This is a genomic window from Paraburkholderia phytofirmans OLGA172 (genome assembly GCF_001634365.1).
GTDB lineage: Bacteria > Pseudomonadota > Gammaproteobacteria > Burkholderiales > Burkholderiaceae > Paraburkholderia.
Genome location: NZ_CP014578.1, coordinates 3786689 through 3801158 on the forward strand (window position 1 = coordinate 3786689; position 14470 = coordinate 3801158).

General features: G+C 61.1%; 13 protein-coding genes. 8 read left to right on the top strand and 5 right to left on the bottom strand.

The features are described 5' to 3' along the window. Positions 1–30 precede the first annotated feature (30 nt). Both AYM40_RS16600 and AYM40_RS16605 read left to right on the top strand, forming a co-directional pair. Entirely contained in the window at positions 31–771 is a 741-nt protein-coding gene (locus AYM40_RS16600; protein WP_063497159.1) for a FadR/GntR family transcriptional regulator, read from the top strand. 154 nt (positions 772–925) lie between these two features. Further along, positions 926–1936: an Ldh family oxidoreductase gene (locus AYM40_RS16605; RefSeq protein WP_063497160.1), complete on the top strand. Its 1011-nt coding sequence runs from the start codon at positions 926–928 to the stop codon at positions 1934–1936. Between the two features lie 622 nt (positions 1937–2558). Here AYM40_RS16605 and sodB read toward each other — a convergent pair. Then, positions 2559–3137 carry a superoxide dismutase [Fe] gene (sodB, locus tag AYM40_RS16610; RefSeq protein ID WP_063497161.1) on the bottom strand — a complete coding sequence of 193 codons (579 nt, stop codon included), beginning with the start codon at positions 3135–3137 and terminating at the stop codon, positions 2559–2561. 220 nt (positions 3138–3357) lie between these two features. Beyond that, positions 3358–4737: an exodeoxyribonuclease VII large subunit gene (xseA, locus tag AYM40_RS16615; RefSeq protein ID WP_063497162.1), complete on the bottom strand. Its 1380-nt coding sequence runs from the start codon at positions 4735–4737 to the stop codon at positions 3358–3360. 580 nt (positions 4738–5317) lie between these two features. Between xseA and lpxK the strand changes: the two genes are divergently transcribed. The 5 genes from lpxK to AYM40_RS16640 all read left to right on the top strand — a co-directional run bounded on the left by lpxK (position 5318) and on the right by AYM40_RS16640 (position 9420). Beyond that, on the top strand, positions 5318–6334 hold the full coding sequence (gene lpxK / locus AYM40_RS16620) for a tetraacyldisaccharide 4'-kinase (RefSeq protein WP_063498076.1): 1017 nt from the start codon (positions 5318–5320) through the stop codon (positions 6332–6334). Then, positions 6315–6518, top strand: a complete 204-nt coding sequence (locus tag AYM40_RS16625; RefSeq protein ID WP_063497163.1) for a Trm112 family protein — start codon at positions 6315–6317, stop codon at positions 6516–6518. Before lpxK ends, AYM40_RS16625 begins: the two co-directional genes overlap by 20 nt. A gap of 169 nt (positions 6519–6687) precedes the next feature. Further along, positions 6688–7488, top strand: a complete 801-nt coding sequence (gene kdsB, locus AYM40_RS16630) for a 3-deoxy-manno-octulosonate cytidylyltransferase (protein ID WP_063497164.1) — start codon at positions 6688–6690, stop codon at positions 7486–7488. Between the two features lie 214 nt (positions 7489–7702). Then, positions 7703–8368 (top strand): adenylate kinase, encoded by a 666-nt coding sequence (adk, locus tag AYM40_RS16635; RefSeq protein ID WP_063497165.1) that lies wholly within the window; start codon positions 7703–7705, stop codon positions 8366–8368. A 293-nt stretch (positions 8369–8661) separates the two neighbouring features. Next, positions 8662–9420: a 3-hydroxyacyl-CoA dehydrogenase gene (locus AYM40_RS16640; protein ID WP_063497166.1), complete on the top strand. Its 759-nt coding sequence runs from the start codon at positions 8662–8664 to the stop codon at positions 9418–9420. Between the two features lie 113 nt (positions 9421–9533). On the opposite strand, the gene AYM40_RS16645 is transcribed toward AYM40_RS16640, so the two are convergent. Both AYM40_RS16645 and murJ read right to left on the bottom strand, forming a co-directional pair. Continuing rightward, positions 9534–10376: a SirB1 family protein gene (locus AYM40_RS16645; RefSeq protein WP_063498077.1), complete on the bottom strand. Its 843-nt coding sequence runs from the start codon at positions 10374–10376 to the stop codon at positions 9534–9536. A 5-nt stretch (positions 10377–10381) separates the two neighbouring features. Next, a complete protein-coding gene (murJ, locus tag AYM40_RS16650; protein ID WP_063497167.1) occupies positions 10382–11932 on the bottom strand; it encodes a murein biosynthesis integral membrane protein MurJ in 1551 nt (516 codons plus the stop codon). A 555-nt stretch (positions 11933–12487) separates the two neighbouring features. Between murJ and rpsT the strand changes: the two genes are divergently transcribed. Next, positions 12488–12766: a 30S ribosomal protein S20 gene (gene rpsT, locus AYM40_RS16655; protein ID WP_028197938.1), complete on the top strand. Its 279-nt coding sequence runs from the start codon at positions 12488–12490 to the stop codon at positions 12764–12766. Positions 12767–13075: 309 nt separating this feature from the next. Here rpsT and AYM40_RS16660 read toward each other — a convergent pair whose 3' ends face one another. Beyond that, positions 13076–14470: a hypothetical protein gene (locus AYM40_RS16660; RefSeq protein WP_063497168.1), complete on the bottom strand. Its 1395-nt coding sequence runs from the start codon at positions 14468–14470 to the stop codon at positions 13076–13078.

Here is a 14470-nt window from a genome sequence, read left to right on the forward strand (position 1 = left end):
ATCGGGCGTCAGGAAATGAAAGGAAGTGAGATGGGTACGACACGGCAGGATCTCGAATCGAATTTCAGACCACTGCAGATTTATGAGCAGGTCGAGGAGAAGATCAAGGAGGAGATCCGCACGGGACGGTTCTCGGCCGAGTCACGACTGCCATCGGAACGCGAACTTGCGGCGCTCTATGGAGTCGGTCGGCCTGCGGTTCGAGAGGCAATAGGGGCACTTCAAAATGAAGGCCTCGTTGTGACGAAACGGAATTCTGGTACCTACGTCTCGTCTGCGGCCTCTGAGCACTTACTCAACGGCGACGGCAATCATGGAGCTCAGAATGCGGAGCCGGATTTCAGCCCAACGGGAACGCTCGAAACACGATTCATCCTCGAGCCAGCAATCGCACGTCGAGCCGCCGCACGGGGCAAGCGCGATCGCCTGGCTGAGCAATACCTTGCTGAGATGGAGACGATCCAGGATATCTCCAATCCTGAGCAGCGTGCGCTTTGGAATAACAGCGACAGAATGTTCCATCGCCAACTGGCGGTAATGACCGGTGACGCTTTGCTCGTCAAGATCGCAGACGAAGTGGCGAAAACGATGGATCAACCATTGTGGAAAAGGCTAAAAGACGACGGGATATTCGATCCCTTACGGATACGCCTGTATGCATCCGAACATCGACTTATTTACGAATCAATTGTGAGTGGCGATGCAGACGCGGCAGCGTTCTACGTGGAGCAGCATATCAAGCGAGTTCGACGGGATATTGCGCCCAGGTAGCGCCGGCGTGATTCATTAGCTGGCTGCGAATCCTCTATTGTCGTCGGCAAAGAGATCGCAGCAGCGATGCCCCTGATGAGCAGCACCAGACGCAGGGGGCAAATCGAACGCGCGTGGCCGCGCGGCTACTCCTAAACGACGGACTTCAGAAGACATGGCAGATATAGTTCTTTCACTTGATCACCTGCACAAGTTGGCCTTTGACGTATTGACATCTAATGGGCTCAGCGCACGTCAATCGGACGCGATGGCGAAGGTCCTCGTCGCGGGCCAACGGGACGATTGTCACTCGCACGGTGTATGGCGCCTTATCGGGTGTGTAAAGACGCTGAAAACCGGCAAAATCAACGCGGATGCCGAGCCGCAGATAAAGGATGTCTCGCCTTCGCTTGTTAAAGTCGACGCCCGCTTCGGATTCTCTCCGCTTGCTTTTGAATTGGGGAGTCGGGTACTTGTTGAGAAGGCGAAGAAATCCGGTATCGCGGCTCTGGCGATCAACAACTGCTTCCACTTCAGCGCTTTGTGGCCGGAGGTTGAGGCAATTGCGGCTGAAGGCGTAGTGGCACTAGCCATGACGCCTACCCATAGCTGTGTAGCACCTGCTGGCGGAAACAAGCCGCTATTTGGAACCAACCCGATCGCGTTCGCCTGGCCACGTCCAGGCCCCTTTCCATTTGTGTTCGACATGGCTACAAGCAGAATCGCCCGTGGCGACATCGAGCTGCACAAGCGGTCCGGCTCCAGGATTCCGAGCGACTGGGCGATCGACGAAAACGGTCAAGCCACCGATGACCCCGATAAAGCATTAAGGGGGGCCATGCTTACATTCGGAGGCTATAAGGGTTCCGCGCTTTCAGCGATGGTTGAATTGCTGGCTGGCCCGTTGATCAGCGATATGCTCAGCCCGGAGTCGCTGGCTTTTGACGAAGGCGTAGGAGCGGCCCCTTGTCACGGTGAAATCGTCATCGCTTTCGACCCTGCAGTCTTCGCTGGCGCGGACTCTACGGAGAACCTGCAGCGCGCTGAGACTCTGTTTGAAGGAATCGTGGGTCAGGGCGCGCGCCTGCCCTCCCAGCGACGATTCGATGCACGACAGCGCAGCATTGAGCACGGCGTGTCGCTCTCAAAGGAACTCCACGAAGAGCTTACCCGCTTGATTTCGTGAGATCCGGTAGGTGACAGGGCCGCATCCTGGCTCTACACCTCAGGTACCGCGACCGGCGCGAACAACCAAGGTATCGGCACGTTACTTGCGGACGTCCTGTCAGCAATTACATGCGAACGTTCGCCGTTTTCTCTCAACCGGCTCCTATGGGTCGCAAGTACGTATCCGCTTGCGGTGCGACCGGTCATTCGCATCCGCCGACATGCGAATGACCGGAAAGTGATCCGTAGCCGCCTGACGAACGCCGATACTCGAATGGCAGCAATGGCCGAATCGCGGACGACCATCTGCGGGAAATCTCGTCGCTCATATCAAATCACATCGGTTCGCAAGGGTCCGGGCCTGTAGGCTCCGATGAGTGTCGGACAGCCCGAGCAACTACCTGAATTGTTGTATGAGCCCAATGACGTGGGCGCCAACTGCTTTGGAGGTGCACACATGAAAACCGGATCACGCTCAACAGACAACCTTGTCGCTCGCCAAGACACCAGAAAGCAGAAAGCCCTCACTCGGGAGGGCTTTCATTCTCACTACCGTTTCCAGACTTTATTGCATTGCCTAGTTCGGATTTTCCAATCTTTATTGCGCTTTCCAAACTATATTGTCACGGAACACAGCAATCTCACGCGAAGTTCTTCGACGCGAATTCCCAGTTGACGATGTTCCAGTACGCTTCAACGAACTTCGGACGCGCATTGCGATAGTCGATGTAGTACGCGTGTTCCCACACGTCGATCGTCAGCAGCGCCTTCGCGTCCGTGGTCAGCGGCGTAGCGGCGTTGCTCGTCGACACGAGGTCGAGCGAACCGTCGGCCTTCTTCACCAGCCATGCCCAGCCCGAGCCGAACGTGCCGACTGCCGTCTTGGCGAATTCTTCCTTGAACTTGTCGAACGAACCCCACTTGGCGTTGATCGCGTCGGCCAGTGCGCCGGTCGGTGCACCGCCACCTTGCGGCGACAGGCTGTTCCAGAAGAACGTGTGGTTCCACACTTGAGCAGCATTGTTGAAGATACCGCCCGATGCCTTCTTGACGATCTCTTCGAGCGACAGGTTCTCGAACTCCGTGCCCTTGATCAGATTGTTCAGGTTAGTCACATAGGTCTGGTGGTGCTTGCCGTAGTGATACTCGAGCGTCTCTTCCGACATGTTTGGAACGAGTGCGTTTTTTGCAAACGGCAGCGGCGGGAGCGTATGTTCCATGGTGCTTTCCTTCTGTCTGTATCTGTTGTGGGGGAGTCTGCGGATAACGCTATTGAGCACTGGATTGTAGGCGAGTTGGAATAACCCCGCAAACCAACGGACTTTATGCCCGGCATCGGCGAACATGCCGCACACATAGCGTAATTAGTGCTTTCGCACGGGTTGTGCCTGCCCCATGCGAAGGTCAAAAGCACGCCTTGGCGCTGCTGTCGGCGAAGTGTCAGAAACCGTCCGTCAGGCGCGGTTGCACATCCGCGAGAGCAATGTCCGCGGCCCCTTCGGCGAGATGCACCGTAAGGCGCCGCCCTGGTTTCAGCGATGACGGCGCACGCACGGCGCGGCCGCTCTGTGCATCGAGCACGGCGGCATAGCCGCGTTCCAGCGTGCGCTGTGGACTCAGTACTTCGAGCCGCGCGGCTAGCGTGTCGATACGCGTGGACTGACGTTCATGCTGGCGCAACAATGCAGCGTCCAGACGCTGCGAGAGGTTGCCGAGCTTCGCCTCATACGCGGCGAGATCAGGGCGCCAGCGCTGCCAACGCATCTGCAGCAGAGAAAACCGCGCTCGGGCGTCGCGCACGGGACGCGCGCCCGCCGATGCCAGCCGCACGCTCAATTGCTGCAGATGCGTGCGCTGCCGCGCGAGCCGCTCAGCCGGCGACACGAGCCGGCGCGCGAGCCAGTCGAGTTGTTGGGCGCGCCGCTCCATCATGCGGCCAAAACCGCGGGCGAGCGTCGCATGGCGATGATCGAGCTCGCGCAGCAACAGCACGCGCTGCGGGCTGACGAGTTCGGCGGCGCCAGTGGGCGTCGGTGCGCGCACGTCGGCGGCAAAATCGGCGATCGTGAAATCGGTTTCGTGGCCCACGCCGCTCACCACCGGGATCGCGCTTTCAGCGATCGCGCGCGCAAGCACTTCTTCGTTGAACGCCCACAGGTCTTCAATCGAGCCACCGCCGCGGCACACGATCAACACATCGACTTCGCGCCGGACGTTGGCCGCGTCGACCATCGCGGCCACCCTGGCGCTGGCGCCCACGCCCTGCACCGGCGCCGGATAGATGATCACAGGAATATGCGGCGCGCGACGCGATAAGGTGGTCAGGACGTCTCGCAATGCAGCGGCGTGGAGCGATGTCACAATGCCGATCGCGCGCGGATGGGCCGGCAAAGCACGTTTGCGTTCGGCGGCAAAAAGGCCCTCGGCTTCGAGTTGGGCCTTCAGCTTGAGAAAAGCTTCGTAAAGACGCCCCTGCCCCGTGCGGCGCACCGCTTCCACATTCAGTTGCAGCTCGCCGCGCGGCTCGTACATCGTCACCAGCGCGCGCACTTCGATGCGGTCGCCTTCGCGCGGCGTGAACTCGGCGTATTGCGCGCGACCGCGGAACATCACGCAGCGCATCTGCGCCTGAGCGTCCTTGATCGAGAAATACCAGTGGCCGCTCGCGGCACGCGTGAAGTTCGACACTTCCCCCGCCACCCAGACGAGCGGAAATGAGCGTTCGAGCATCGTGCCAATCGCACGGTTGAGCGCGGAAACGGGGACGACAACTTCACCGCCGGGCGTAGCCGACGAAGAAAAAGGGCTTTCGGGATTCATGCGAGGAATATCTGTGACTGGCCGGACAGACGATAGACCGAGTGGCCATCGGCGTCTAGCGCGGCAGACGAATTGTTAAAAGTGTCCACATGTCGTGAGCCGTCAGACGAATGCCGCCAGATCGCCCGCCAGACCGTGCGAATTGGAATCATGTTATTGATTTATATGGGATTTGCATCTCATTAAAGAGAACGATTGCCGATACGGAGCGCTCGGCGCGGCCCTCTCAGCCCATCGACGGGCAGGTTCTCCACAAAGTTATCCACAGGCTGTGGGCATCGTTTTACGGAGCGGCCCGCCGCGCCGCCCGAGGCAAGCGACTTGCCGGGCGGGACGCACGCGCGCTAGAGTGGCGAGTTCGGCAGCGCGCCGAACGCCCCGCAGCGCGCGCCATTGCGGCACACTGACAGGCACGCTGCGCGAGCGCATCGGATGCCGCCGCTTCACCTTTTCGCTTCACCTTTTCGATTGCCCGGAGAACTGCGTTGATGCCTGTCCCGCGTATCGCACCTGGCGCTTCCGCGCCGCCGTCCCAGCCCCTTCGGGCGTGCGGCGCATCGCCTGTCCTTGCGGCTCGCCGATGAGCGAACTGAACGACCGTCTCGAAGCACGCCTTGCACGCGAGTGGCAACAGCGTGGCCCGTTTGCGTGGGCGATGACGCCCTTCGCGTGTGTGTTCGGCGCGATTGCCGCCGCGCGCCGCGCCGCTTTCTCGTTCGGCTGGCTGAAATCCGTGCGCATCGGCGTGCCAGTGGTGGTGGTCGGCAACGTGACCGTCGGCGGCACCGGCAAGACGCCGACCGTCATCGCGCTGGTCGAAGCATTGCGCGCCGCCGGCTTTAAGCCCGGCGTGGTGTCGCGTGGCTATGGCGCGCGCGTCAAGGGACCGACGCCGGTCCTCGCAACGTCGGTGGCGAACGTCGGCGGCGACGAACCGCTGCTGATCGCGCGCCGCACCGGCGCACCCGTGTGGGTCTGCCCGGATCGCGTCGCGGCCGCGCAGGCGCTGTGCGCCGCACATCGCGAAGTCGACGTGATCGTTAGCGACGACGGCTTGCAGCACTACCGCCTCGAGCGCGACGCCGAACTGGTGGTCTTCGATCATCGGCTCGGCGGCAACGGTTTTCTGCTGCCGGCCGGTCCGCTGCGCGAGCCGCTATCGCGCCGCCGCGATGCGACGCTGATCAACGATCCTTACGCCCGCACGCTCCCCCCCTGGCCGAACACGTTCGAGCTGCAACTCGCGCCCGCCGACACCTGGCATCTTGACAACCCCGGTCTGCGCCGCCCGCTCGCGCAATTCAGCGGCGATCGCGTGCTGGCCGCGGCCGGCATCGGCGCGCCGGAGCGTTTTTTCGCGACACTGCGCGCGGCCGGCCTCACGCCCGCCACCCGTGCGTTGCCGGATCACTACGCGTTCGAGCGCAATCCTTTTGCGGACGTCGACGCGGACGCCATCCTGATAACCGAAAAGGATGCGGTAAAATTAGGGTCCTGGCACGACGCGCGCATCTGGGTTGTCCCTGTCGAAGCCGCGCTCGATCATCGCCTCATTGCATTAGTTGTGGAGAAAGTCCGTGGACGCTCGCCTGCTTGAAATTCTCGTCTGCCCGATCTGCAAGGGCCCGCTCAGCTACGACCGTTCCGCGCAGGAGTTGATCTGCCATGCGGACAAGCTTGCCTATCCGATCCGCGACGGCATTCCCGTGATGCTGGTCGACGAAGCGCGGCAGACCGTGGAAGGCACGCCGGTCGATCTGAATCCGGGCTCTGTCGCCTGAGTCAGCTTTTGCCCGACGCGGGGCGGGTGCGGCGCGAGACCATTCAACGCGCCGCGCGTGCCTGATCCGCAATTTCCGCATTTGCCGTGTTGTTTGCCATCTTCCCCATCAGCGCCCGCACTGCACTTGCGAGCGCTTTCTTCCGGTTTCATCGCCGCTCGTCCTTCCGATGACCAACGCTAACGCCACCACTCCTCCGTTCATCGCCGTCGTGCCGGCCCGGCTCGCCTCGACGCGTCTGCCCAACAAGCCGCTCGCCGATATCGGCGGCAAGCCGATGGTGGTGCGGGTCGCCGAACGCGCACGCGAATCGGGCGCGCAGCAGGTGCTGATCGCCTCCGACGCGCAAGCGGTGCTGGACGTAGCCCGCGAGCACGGCTTCGAAGCCGTGCTGACGCGTGCCGATCATCCGTCGGGCACCGACCGTCTCGCGGAAGTGGCGGCGCAGTTCGGCTGGAGCGACGAGACGATCGTGGTGAACGTACAGGGCGACGAGCCGCTGATCGACCCGGTGCTCGTGTGCGGCGTGGCGTCGCACCTGGCTTCGAGCCACGGCTGCGCGATCGCCACCGCCGCGCATCCGATCACCGACCCCGCGGAAATTTTCAATCCGAACGTCGTCAAGGTCGTGCTCGACGCGCGCGGCGTCGCACTGTATTTCTCGCGCGCGCCGATTCCATGGGCACGCGACGCGTATCAGCCGCATTGGCCCGACGTGGCCTCGATGCCCGCGCCGCCGGCCCTCGCGGTCGTCCATCGGCATATCGGCCTGTACGCGTATCGTGCCCAATTCCTGCGCACATATCCGAGCCTCGCGATCTCGCCGATCGAGCAGGTCGAAGCGCTCGAACAATTGCGCGCGATGTGGCACGGCGAGCGAATCGCGGTGCTCGTCACACAGAATGCGCCGCTGCCCGGCGTCGACACGCCCGCCGATCTCGCGCGCGTGCAGGCTTTATTCGGGGCTTGAGCTTAAAAACCCATGGCATAATCGGACGGTTGTGCGCGCCTCCCGTTAAACGCGAGAGTCAGGGTTTGCCCCGGTCGCCCCGTTGTCGCCTTGCAGCGCCGTCGTTGCCGACGTGCAGCGCGAGACTCGAAACGGCAGCCGACGCGGGTCCCTCGACGAATCGTGGGATGCCTGCAGCGCCACCAAAGAATTCACATAGATCTGGAGATATCACATGCGTTTGATCCTTTTGGGTGCGCCGGGCGCGGGTAAGGGCACTCAGGCAAACTTCATCAAGGAAAAGTTCGGCATTCCGCAAATTTCCACGGGTGACATGCTGCGTGCGGCCGTTAAGGCAGGCACGCCGCTCGGCCTTGAAGCCAAGCGCTTCATGGATGCCGGTGAACTGGTCACGGACGAGTTGATCATCAACCTGGTGAGGGAACGCCTGCAGCAGCCGGATTGCGCGAACGGTTATCTGTTCGACGGTTTTCCGCGCACCATTCCGCAAGCCGAAGCCATGAAACAGGCGGGCGTCGCGATCGATTACGTGCTGGAAATCGACGTGCCGTTCGACGAGATCATCGTGCGTATGAGCGGCCGCCGCTCGCACGCGGCGTCGGGCCGTACGTACCACGTCAAGTTCAACCCGCCGAAGGTTGAAGGTGTGGATGACGTGACGGGCGAACCGCTGATCCAGCGCGACGACGACAAGGAAGAAACGGTCAAGAAGCGCCTCGACGTGTACGTTGCGCAAACCAAGCCGCTGATTGAGTATTACAACAACTGGGCGCAAAACGGCACCCCGTCGAGTCCGCTGAAGGCGCCGGAATATCGCCGCATCTCGGGCCTCGGTACAGTCGACGAAATTCGCAACCGCGCGTTCGATGCGTTGAAGTAATCTCGCGTCGCCCGTTGTCGGTTGTCGGTTGAAAAACCCGCCCATGCCGGCGGGTTTTTTATTGCGCGCGGCGTGGCATGCGCGCTCCCACGATCTCCGTGGGCCGCCATGCCCAGCATTAATTAGCCATCCGTATCAGTTTGGCGGTGCAATGAGTCGCCGGCAAGGACCCCATGCGTGCGGCGCCCCCCCCCCCCGCCACTTCGCTTTCCGCATTGCAGCACAGCCGTTACAATCGATCATCGAAAAAATATTCGATCGAGACATTACCGAACTGAAGCAAAGGAGAAGACATGGAGATTCGTGACAACGTATTCCTGATCACCGGCGGTGCATCGGGCCTCGGCGCGGCGACAGCGCGCCTTCTCGTCGAGAATGGCGGCAAGGTGGTGCTCGCCGATCTGAATCAGGATGCCGGTGAGGCGCTCGCGAAGGAACTGGGCGGCGTGTTCGTCAAATGCGACGTGAGCCGCGAAGACGACGCCACCCAAGCCGTTGAAGCCGCCACGAAGCTCGGCACGCTGCGCGGCCTCGTCAATTGCGCGGGCGTTGCGCCCGCCATCAAGACGGTCGGCAAAGACGGTCCGCATCCGCTCGAGTCGTTTGCCCGCACCATCTCCATCAATCTCATCGGCACCTTCAACATGATCCGGCTCGCCGCCGCAACCATGTCGAAGAACGAACCGAATACGAATGGCGAGCGTGGCGTGATTATCAATACGGCGTCGGTGGCAGCATATGACGGCCAGATCGGCCAGGCCGCTTATGCGGCATCCAAGAGCGGTGTGGTCGGCATGACGCTGCCGATCGCGCGCGACCTGTCGCGCAACGCGATCCGCGTAATGACGATCGCACCGGGCATCTTCGAAACGCCGATGCTGCTCGGCATGCCGCAGGAAGTGCAGGACGCGCTCGGCGCGATGGTGCCGTTCCCCCCGCGCCTCGGCAAACCGGCAGAGTACGCGATGCTGGCCAAGCAGATCTTCGACAATCCGATGCTCAACGGCGAAGTGATTCGTCTGGACGGCGCGATCCGGATGCAGCCGAAGTAACGAGGTGTCCTGCGTGCCGCTTTACGCGGCCGCGCCAATGAAAAACGCCTGCACGCGACTCAACATGAGTCACGTGCAGGCGTTTTGTTTGACTGGCCGGCCGGCAAGCGTTCTTAGCCGCGGTCGTCGTACTGGGTGCGTTGACGCAGTTCATGCAACTGCGACTCCACCATCGTCGCGTCCTCAGCGTCGGGCCGGTCGCCGAGATATCGTTCGAGGTCCTCGAGTGCCGGACGCAGATAGTCAAGCCGCGCATAGGCGAAACCGCGATCGCGCACCTCCTCGATACTTTCCGGCAACAGAATGACGAGACGCTGCTGCACCGCCAGCAGACGCTGCCAGCGTTCTGTCTGAAGATAAGTCGACTTCAGATTGCGCAGCATGCGAGCGATGATCTCGCGGCGCGTGGCCGGTTGCAGCAACATGCGCAGCGCCCGGCTCACCGACTCGCCCGCCGACGCCACATACGGCTCCAGCATGTCCACCATCTGCGATTCGGACAGCGAATGCCCACTGGTCGGGTCGAGCATCACGTCGCCATCCGGTGTTGTCACGCGTAACAGGAAGTGGCCCGGAAACGACACGCCGCGCGCCGGGATACCGATCTGCTCGGCCATCTCCAGATACAGCACCGCCAGCGAAATCGGAATGCCGCGGCGCCGCTTGAGCACCGCATTCAGATGGCTGTTGTCGGGGTCGTAATAATCGTTGAGGTTGCTGGCGAAACCCAGCTCACGGAAGAAGAAACGGTTCAGAATGCCGACCTTCTGCCTGATGTCGGCGGCGTCCGGCATGCGGCGCTGCAAGCGCACGACCAGCTCGTCGATCTCGGCTAACGTGCCTTGCATATCGAGATCGGGATAAGCGTCCTGCGCGAGCGAGAGCGCCGCCTCGGTCAGCGGCAAGCTGTCGTCCTCGGCAACCAGCGTGCTGAAATAATCGAGAACCCGCGTCATCGTGATCACTTCACTCGCCTTTTGAAATACGCGTACTTGAAGCCCATCAGCCAAAGCATACCGAAATATAGCGCGGCGAACAGAACGAGGCACGCCCCCAGCAACACGATGCGGTCGACCGGCCGATTATGCATGCCGATCCAGTCGAAGCTGATCGCGAGCCAATGCATCGTGCCGGCCAGCACCAGGCAGGCGCCGAACAGCTGTACGAAAAACTTCAGCCAGCCGCTAGAGGGCGTATAGATGCCGCGCTTGCGCAAGCCGAGGAACAGAAACAAGGCGTTGACACACGCGCCGAGCCCGACGCTAAGCGTGAGACCCGCATGCGCGAAAATCGGCACGAACAGGTAGTTGCTCAACTGCGTGACGATCAGCACGCCAACGCCGATCTTCACCGGCGTCTTGATGTCCTGCTTTGCGTAAAAACCGGGCGCGAGGATCTTGATGAGGATCAGGCCGATCAGGCCGATGCCGTAGGCCGACAGCGCGCGGCCGACCATCACCACCGAGTTGCCGTCGAACTTGCCGTAGTGAAACAGTGTCGCGGTGAGCGGCTGGGCGAAGAAGAACAGCGCGACGGCGCTCGGTGCGGCCAGCAGGAAGGTGACGCGCAGCCCCCAGTCGAGCAGCGACGAATACTCGTGCGGATCGGCGTCCACGTGCGCCTTCGAGAGGCTCGGCAGCAGGATCGTGCCGAGCGCGACGCCGAGCAGCGCGGTCGGAAACTCCATCAGCCGGTCGGCGTAGTTGATCCAGGAGACGGCACCCGGGCCGATGCGCGACGCGATGTTGGTGTTGATGATCAGGCTGATCTGCGCGACCGACACGGCGAACATCGCCGGCACCATCTTCGACAGCACCCGCTTGACGCCGCGGTGCGCGAGCGCCTTCAGCGGATTCAGACCGATGCGCGGCAGCATATCGATCTTCTTCAGACCGGGCAGTTGCACGATGAATTGCAGCACGCCGCCAGCGATCACCGCCCAGGCAAGGGCATAAACCGGCGTGTGCAGGCGCGGCGCGACGAACACCGCCGCGACGATGAAAGCGACGTTCAGCAGGACCGGGGCGAAGGCAGGCAGCGAAAAGTTCTTGTACGTATTCAGCACGCCGGACGCCAGCGACGTCAGCGAGATGAAAATGATGTACGGGAACATGATGCGCGTCATCGTGACCGCGAGCGCGTACGCCTGGCCTTCATGCGCAAGCCCTGACGCGACGATGAACACCACGCCCGACGCCCCCACCACGCCGATCAACGAGAGAATCGCGAGCGCCCAGGCAAGCACGGTCGACGTGGCGTCGACGAGCGCTTTGGTGGCGTCGTGTCCTTGCTGGTTCTTGAACTCGGCGAGGATCGGCACGAAGGCCTGCGAGAAGGCACCCTCGGCGGAAATGCGGCGCAGCAGGTTCGGAATGCGGAAGGCGACGTAAAACGCGTCAGTGTATTGACTGGCGCCGAACGCGCGTGCGATCAGCGTTTCGCGGGCCAGTCCGGTCACGCGCGACAGCAGCGTGAAGCCGCTGACCGTCAGCAGGGCTCGGAATAGATTCATGGGGCGCTTATTATACGGGTGCCGCAGGTGCGGACGACGAGCCGGAACGCGAATCGGACCGATTTGCGCCGCGGACGTTCGCTCGGAGGTGCGGATCGGGCCGTTTTTTGTTGCTTGCCGCGCGCCTTGCGTGCCGAGCCCGCCGTCCGTTCGTCCGTTGCGCAGTCGGCGGCATGCCCTCCCCGTCCCCGTTGGCCCACGGAATCCCGGACCTTGCGTGGCAACCCGGCACATCAGGACTGGCGATTCCCCGTTGCCACGTGCCTGATTTTGTTGCTATAATCGCCGGTTTCGAAGCTCGCTCAATTTTCGGACGGGGTTCAGGCGCGCCGCAGTACGCAAGCTCGAGCAGCATGCAAGCCGTATTGAGGCGCAGACCGCCAGCCTCGGAAAACACCGGAACACGGGCCCGCCTTCGCGTAGTCCGATCGATTTTTCGAATTATTTCGACACTTTTGCGCTCTTGGGCAATCGCTTCCAAGAGTTCGATCTAAAAGCAGCACCTCACCACTTGAAGGTCAGGTACTGGAAACAGGAACAGGATAAGGAACCGTCATGGCTAACTCCGCACAAGCACGCAAGCGCGCCCGCCAGGCCGCCAAGGCAAACTCGCACAACTCGGCACTGCGCTCGAAGTTCCGCACGGCTATCAAGGCTGTCCGCAAGGCTATCGAAGCCGGCGACAAGGCTAAGGCCGCCGAGATCTTCCAGGCATCGTCGAAGACCATCGACATCATCGCCGACAAGAAAATCGTTCACAAGAACAAGGCAGCTCGTAACAAGAGCCGCCTGGCTGCAGCCCTCAAGGGTCTGCAAGCACCCGCAGCGCAGTAAATTCGGTCAGCCCGCTTCGGTGGGCTACCTCCTGTTTCCGCTGCAACAGAAAGGCTCGCTTCGGCGGGCTTTTTTGCTTGGTGCGACAAACAGACCTTCCTTCAGAAGACTGCAACAGACATGCATAGTCCCGCGCGTACGTGGGACTACTCGGCACATGTGCAGGCGAGGGAGCTGACTAATGTCCGGAAGCCACGAGTTGAATCTCCGGATTCACTGGTGCCGTGGTGAGAGACGTCTGTGCGGATGATTCTGGCGCATAAGCAGCCATCGCCTGGATCAGTTGCGCTGCGCGCTGGTCCGCAGCACCTAGGGCAGATACATTCGATCGGGTATCCCAATCTCTCCGGGAAAATCCGCGATGACTGCGGTGCCCTGATTGATTTCAGTTTCGACTCCAACCCTATCGCTCGCGCTCATCCGGACTGAAGCAAGAGGGCGGTAGACATTCTCCACGGAACCATCAGCGTGGATGTCGTTTATCGCTATAAGGCCTCCTTCGGAATCTTGGATGAACTGGCGACCCGATCCGTCCGACGCGTAGCTGGTCTGCTCCGTCTGGCCGGCCGAATCCCATCTCCAAACGTTGCGTGAGCCGTCGTCGAAGTTCAAATGCAGCCCCGCCATGATCCCGGTTTGCTCATCATAGAATTCGTGCACGGATGTTCCGCCATTCATGATCGACAATCTATCTGTTTTCACACCCGCAGCGTTGTACGCGACCACGTCCTGCGAGCCGTCGTCAAAACTAGTCACGCTGCCCGTCGCGGCCCCGGAAATTACGCCACGTTGCCCCCATGTGGTGATGGTACCGTTCGCGACGTGAATTTCGTTTCCGGTTGCACGGTCCAGAATGACATTGTCATCGGCAAAGTTGAACGTTACCGCGGCGCCGGCTCCAACGTTAATGGTATTTCCCTTGCCATTAATCGAAGCACTTGCGCCATCTTCAAGATCGATCAGGAAATTGTCGACGTTCGAGACTATGTTCGAGCCAGTGATCTTTATATTAATCTTTGAACCACTCATATCGAGGATGACGCGGCCAGTTTCCACACCGTTTTCCTCGACCTGAAAGCTGCTCCCTCCAGCGAGGCTTCCAGTAAAACTGTCGGTAGCGTTTCCGGGTACAAAGATCTCCGCGTTGCCGTGCATGTCGCCCAGGATGATCTGTAATTCTTCGCTTTGTTTAAACGCCCCATCTATTAGCGCCTGGCTTAAAGCGTTGAGATAATTCTGCAGCCAGTTCACGCCTCCGATAGTGTTCTGCGCTGTACCCGCAAACAATGCGACAACGCCGCCCGCAGTTCCGATTACAAGCATTGCAGGTGCCGTCGTTGGAGCCACCTCTGCGACAACGCCTGCGACACCCGCGCCAATTGCGGCACCGTCAGCTATCAAGCCGGCCACAGCTGCCGCTTGCGCCATGCTGTCCTTTCTGAACGTCGCATCGTCCAATGCCCGCCTGTCCGCATCGACCCCCATTTTCCCTGCTATAAGACCGGCTACTCCCGAAATGGCGGAGAAACCAGGAACCTCGGAAAGTGCCGTCGCCGCCGACGCTAACGCGATGGTGGCCGCTTCAACATTCTCCGGTGTCGCGTCCCCATGAACATAGTCGCGAACCGCGGTTGCAAAATCAACCCACGCTTTGGTGAATGAAGCCACATTTACATTAGTTTCAATTACCGTTATTCCACTCAT

Coding starts and splice junctions, on each gene's coding strand:
- AYM40_RS16600 (WP_063497159.1), top strand. CDS start 31: ATGGGTACGACACGGCAGGATCTCGAATCGAATTTCAGACCACTGCAG.
- AYM40_RS16605 (WP_063497160.1), top strand. CDS start 926: ATGGCAGATATAGTTCTTTCACTTGATCACCTGCACAAGTTGGCCTTT.
- sodB (WP_063497161.1), bottom strand. CDS start 3,137: ATGGAACATACGCTCCCGCCGCTGCCGTTTGCAAAAAACGCACTCGTT.
- xseA (WP_063497162.1), bottom strand. CDS start 4,737: ATGAATCCCGAAAGCCCTTTTTCTTCGTCGGCTACGCCCGGCGGTGAA.
- lpxK (WP_063498076.1), top strand. CDS start 5,318: ATGAGCGAACTGAACGACCGTCTCGAAGCACGCCTTGCACGCGAGTGG.
- kdsB (WP_063497164.1), top strand. CDS start 6,688: ATGACCAACGCTAACGCCACCACTCCTCCGTTCATCGCCGTCGTGCCG.
- adk (WP_063497165.1), top strand. CDS start 7,703: ATGCGTTTGATCCTTTTGGGTGCGCCGGGCGCGGGTAAGGGCACTCAG.
- AYM40_RS16640 (WP_063497166.1), top strand. CDS start 8,662: ATGGAGATTCGTGACAACGTATTCCTGATCACCGGCGGTGCATCGGGC.
- AYM40_RS16645 (WP_063498077.1), bottom strand. CDS start 10,376: ATGACGCGGGTTCTCGATTATTTCAGCACGCTGGTTGCCGAGGACGAC.
- murJ (WP_063497167.1), bottom strand. CDS start 11,932: ATGAATCTATTCCGAGCCCTGCTGACGGTCAGCGGCTTCACGCTGCTG.
- rpsT (WP_028197938.1), top strand. CDS start 12,488: ATGGCTAACTCCGCACAAGCACGCAAGCGCGCCCGCCAGGCCGCCAAG.
- AYM40_RS16660 (WP_063497168.1), bottom strand. CDS start 14,470: ATGAGTGGAATAACGGTAATTGAAACTAATGTAAATGTGGCTTCATTC.